Below are 4851 nucleotides of genomic sequence, written 5' to 3'. Positions count from 1 at the left end.
GTAGGCGAGGGAGCGGTCGACGGCCTCGAGGATGCGGTCGGCGTCGGGCAAGTACGTGCCCTCGAGCTTCGCGGGCGGGAACGGCACGTCGAAGCCCGACACGCGCAGCACCGGGGCTTCGAGGGCGAAGAACGCCTTCTCCATGACGGTCGCGGCGATCTCGGAGCCGAGCGAGGTGAACCCCGGCGCCTCCTGCGCGTAGACCATGCGGCCGGTGCGGCGCACCGAGTCGAGCAGCGGACCGTAGTCGACCGGCGAGAGCGAACGCAGGTCGATGACCTCGCAACTCGTGCCCTCGCTCTCGGCGAGCGCCGCGGCCTGCAGCAGCGTCGTCACCATGGCGCCGTGGCCGACCAGGGTGACGTCGGTGCCGCGACGGACAACGCGGCTCGCGTGCAGCGGCAGGGCGGGGGCCTCGGTGTCGACCTCGCCCTTCTGCCAGTACTTCGCCTTCGGCTCGAGGAAGACGACCGGGTCGGGCGAGTCGATCGCCTGCTGGATCATCCAATACGCGTCGTTGGCGGTCGAGGGGCTCACGACCCGCAGACCCGGGGTGTGCGTGAAGTACGCCTCGGGGCTCTCCTGGTGGTGCTCGATCGCGCCGATGTGCCCGCCGTAGGGGATGCGGATGACGACGGGCATCTGCAGCGCACCCTCGTGGCGGTTCGTGATCTTCGCCAGCTGCGAGGTGATCTGGTCGAACGCCGGGAACACGAACCCGTCGAACTGGATCTCGAGGACGGGACGGAAGCCGCCCATCGCGAGTCCGATCGCGGTGCCGACGATGCCCGACTCCGCGAGCGGGGAGTCGATCACGCGGCGGGGGCCGAAGTCGCTCTGCAGCCCCTCGGTGACGCGGAAGACGCCGCCGAGCGGACCGATGTCCTCGCCCATGAGCAGGACGCGGTCGTTCGTCTCGAGCGAGCGACGGAGGCCGGCGTTGAGGGCGCGGCTGATCGGCATGTTCTCGGTCACTGCGTTCCCCCTTCCATCGACGCCTCGTAGTCGTCGAGCCAGCGCTGCTCCTCGGTGATGAGCGCGTGGGCCTCGGAGTAGACGCTGTCGAACATGTGCGACCGCGGCAGCCCGCCCAGCTCGTTGGTGCGCACACGGACGTCGTCGGCGAGCGCGCGGCCTTCGGCATCCGCGTCGTCGAAGAACTGCTGCGACGCACCGCGGGCTTCGAGGTAGGCGCGGAGGCGGGCGATCGGGTCGCGCCCGGCCCACGCCTCTTCTTCGGCGGAGGTGCGGTACTTCGTGGGGTCGTCGCTCGTCGTGTGCGCGCCGCGGCGGTAGGTCATCGCCTCGATCGCGCGCGGGCCACCGCCGGCGCGGGCCTCGTCGAGCGCGAGCTTCGACACGGCGTAGCTGGCGAGCACGTCGTTGCCGTCGACCTGAACCGACGGGATGCCATAGCCCGCCGCGCGCTGGTAGAGCGGGGTGCGCGACTGGGTGGCGACCGGGACGGAGATGGCCCACTGGTTGTTCTGCAGGAAGAACACCTCGGGCGTCTGGAAGCTCGCGGCGAAGACCATCGACTCGTGCACGTCGCCCTGGCTGGACGCGCCGTCGCCGTAGTAGACGATCACGGCTTCGTCGCGCTCGGGGTCTCCGGTGCCGCACTTGCCGTCGAACACGAGCCCCATGCCGAGCCCGGTGGCGTGCAGCGTCTGCGCGCCGAGCACCAGCGTGTAGATGTGGGTGTTGCCGTTCTTCGGGTCGAACGGGTCCCACCCGCCGTGGGTGAGCCCGCGCATCAGCCGGATGATGTCGATCGGGTCGACACCGCGGATCCGCGTGACCACGTGCTCGCGGTACGAGGGGAAGATGTGGTCCTGCGGTCGCGCCGCGCGGGCCGAGCCCACCTGAGCGGCCTCCTGCCCGAAGGAGGGTGGCCACAGGGCGAGCTGCCCCTGGCGCTGCAGGTTGGTCGCTTGCACATCGAACGCGCGGATCGAGACCATGTCGCGGTAGAACGTCTCGAGCTCCGCGTCGGTGAGGGCCTCGATCAGGGGCAGATAGCGCTCGGCCTCAGGGGTGGGCGCGAGGGTGCCGTCGGCCGCCAGGACGCGCACGAGAGCCGGGTCGTCGAGCGGGGTCATGTACCCACGCTAACGCTCGCGCCATGCCCCGCACCGCATGAGGTGCACAACGGATGCCGCGTTTCGGCATGGGTTTCCGACAAGGCGCGTCGGCCTCACTCGTCGCCGAGCGGCAGGTAACGCACGCTCATGACCCGGGCCGGGGTCGCGCCGAGCGCCCGCAGCCCGAGGGTGCGGCCGGTGAAGCCGCCCGCCACCTCGGTGGAGAGGTAGCGGCCGTCGAGCGTCGCCAGCCACCGTTCGCCGTCCGCGTCGACCAGCCCGAACCGGAGGTCGTCGGGGCCGTCGTGGGTGGCATCCACCGCCTCGACGACGAGCGTCACGACGTCGCCCGTCGCGCGAGCAGAACCCACGGATGCCGCGAGCGGACCGATCCGGGCCCGCACCTCGGCCGCACCGGCGTCGAGGGCGATCTCGTACCCGTGGTGCTCGTCGAGCCGGACCCGCAGGCCCACGGCAGCCGACGCGTCGACCCGCGCCTCGTACCGCCAGCGCAGATCCCGCGCGCGCACCGACAGGGCCGCCGGAGTCGGACGGGACTCCAGCGCGACACCGCCGTCGGGGTGCGGGCTGACGAACGCGGCGAGCGCCGCGCCGGGCGACACCCATCTCGGGTGCAGCTCGGCGGCGGAGAAGTCGTCAGTGAACGCCGTGTCGGCGCGGTCCGGCAGCGCATCGTCGGTGTGCACCACGGGCCAGTCGTCGACCCAGGCGACGCGGGCGAGGAACGTCTCGCGTCCGATGACGTGGAATCCAGGAGTGAAGCCGCGCGGGCGCACGCCGAGGTACACCATCGCCCACGAGCCGTCGGGGCGCTCGACGAGGTCGGCGTGGCCGGTGTTCTGCACGGGGAACCCGGTGCTGCGGCGGCTGAACAGCGGGGTGGAAGGCGCGAGCTCGAACGGGCCGTCGATCGCCCGCGACCGCGCGACGCACACCGCGTGTCCGCGCTCGGTGCCGCCCTCGGCGGTGAGCAGGTACCACCACTCCCCTCGGCGGTACAGGTGCGGCCCCTCGGGGTGCGCGAGCCCACTCCCCCGCCAGATCTCGCGAGGTCCGTCGAGCAGGATGCCGCGATCGAGGTCGATCCGCGCCTGCGCGATGACGGGGAGCGAACCGCCCGCGGGCCGCAGCGCCTCATCGAGCGCGCAGTACGTCAGGACGCACGCGCCGTCGTCGTCCCACGCCAGGTCGGGGTCGATGCCGCCGAGCCCCGGGAACACGATCGGGTCCGACCACGGCCCCGCCGGATCCGTCGCCGTCACGACGAACTGCTCGCCGCCGCGCTCGACGTTCGTCCCGACGACGAGGAACAGGCCGTCGCGGTGGCGGATGGTCGGCGCGTAGATCCCGCGGCTCGCCGCTGACACCCCCGCGGGGAACTGACTCTCCCGCGTCAGCACGTTCCCCAGCTGCGTCCACGTCCGCAGGTCACGGCTGTGCCAGATCGGAATGCCGGGGGCGTACTCGAACGACGAATTGACGAGGTAGTAGTCCTCGCCCACGCGGCACACCGAGGGGTCGGGGAAGAAACCCGGAATGACGGGGGCCGTCGCGGCATCCCGGATGCCGGCTCCCGAGGGATCTGTCATCGCGGGGTCGCTCGGCTCAGCGCGGAGCGACCGAGGCGGCGACCTCGACCAGACGGTCGATCGACTCCTCCTCGCCGATCGAGATGCGGACGCCGTCACCCGCGAAGGGCCGCACGATGAGCCCGGCCTCCTCGAACGCCGCGGCGACCTCGAGGGCGCGGTCGCCGGCGGGCAGCCACACGAAATTGCCCTGCGCGTCGGGGACGTCCCAGCCGGTCTCGCGCAGGCGGGTGACGAGGGCGTCACGCCGCTCGGCGAGGACCGCGACGCGGTGCAGCAGCTCGCTCTCGGCATCCAGGCTCGCCAGCGCCGCGTCTTCGGCCGCGGCCGTGACCGACAACGGGATCGCGGTGCTGCGGGCCGCGTCGAGGACGCGCGTGTGACCGATCGCGTAGCCCACGCGCAGGCCCGCGAGGCCGTAGGCCTTCGAGAACGTGCGGAGCATGACGATGTTGGGACGCGCGAGCAGCCCGCGCACTCGGTGACCCTCGACGGCGTCGGGGTCGGTCACGAACTCCGCGTACGCCTCGTCGAGCACGATCACGACGTCGGCGGGGACCGCGTCGACGAAGGACGTGAACTCGTCGAACCCGACGGTGGGACCGGTGGGATTGTTGGGGCTGCACACGATGACCATGCGCGTGCGCTCGGTCACGGCCGCGGCCATCGCCGGAAGATCGTGCCGCGCGTCGGCGGTCAACGGCACCTGCACGCTCGTGGCGCCCGAGACCGCCACGAGAGAGGGGTAGGCCTCGAACGACCGCCAGGCGTAGACGACCTCGTCGCCCGGGCCCGCGGCGGCGAGCAGCAGCTGCGCGAGCAGCGAGACGCTGCCGGCACCGACGTGCACGTCGTCGGGCGACACCCCGTAGCGGGCGCCGAGTCGTTCGCGCAGCCGCGCCGCCGTGGCATCCGGGTAACGGTTGATCGCCGTCGCCGCGCGGACCGCGTCGAGGACCCCGGGGAGCGGCTCGAACGGGTTCTCGTTGCTCGACAGCTTGAACGCGTCCGAGCTGGCCTGGCGTCCCTGCCGGTAGGCGGGGAGGGCGGCGATCTCGGGGCGGATACGGGGGAGGACCGGCTCTTCGCTCACGAGCCGAGCCTATCCGCGCCCCCGTGCGCATGTCAGACCCCCGTGCCACGATGGGGCCATGCGC

Annotated in this window: 4 protein-coding genes; all 4 read right to left on the bottom strand. The window is 72.1% G+C overall.

Going from position 1 to position 4851, the window contains the following annotated elements:
• On the bottom strand, nucleotides 1–963 hold a 963-nt coding region (locus tag LQV45_RS17895), incomplete at its 3' end, for an alpha-ketoacid dehydrogenase subunit beta (protein ID WP_230008179.1).
• 8 nt (nucleotides 964–971) lie between these two features.
• Nucleotides 972–2102: a thiamine pyrophosphate-dependent dehydrogenase E1 component subunit alpha gene (locus LQV45_RS17890; RefSeq protein WP_230008178.1), complete on the bottom strand. Its 1131-nt coding sequence runs from the start codon at nucleotides 2100–2102 to the stop codon at nucleotides 972–974.
• 95 nt (nucleotides 2103–2197) lie between these two features.
• Entirely contained in the window at nucleotides 2198–3694 is a 1497-nt protein-coding gene (locus tag LQV45_RS17885) for a glycoside hydrolase family 43 protein (RefSeq protein WP_230008177.1), read from the bottom strand.
• Nucleotides 3695–3710: 16 nt separating this feature from the next.
• Complete coding sequence (locus LQV45_RS17880; RefSeq protein ID WP_230008176.1) at nucleotides 3711–4787, bottom strand: histidinol-phosphate transaminase; 1077 nt, start codon at nucleotides 4785–4787, stop codon at nucleotides 3711–3713.
• Nucleotides 4788–4851 lie beyond the last annotated feature (64 nt).

Source organism: Microbacterium sp. Bi128 (genome assembly GCF_918698205.1).
Note: the sequence above shows the minus strand (reverse complement) of the source record. Positions and strands in the feature narration are given on the sequence as shown.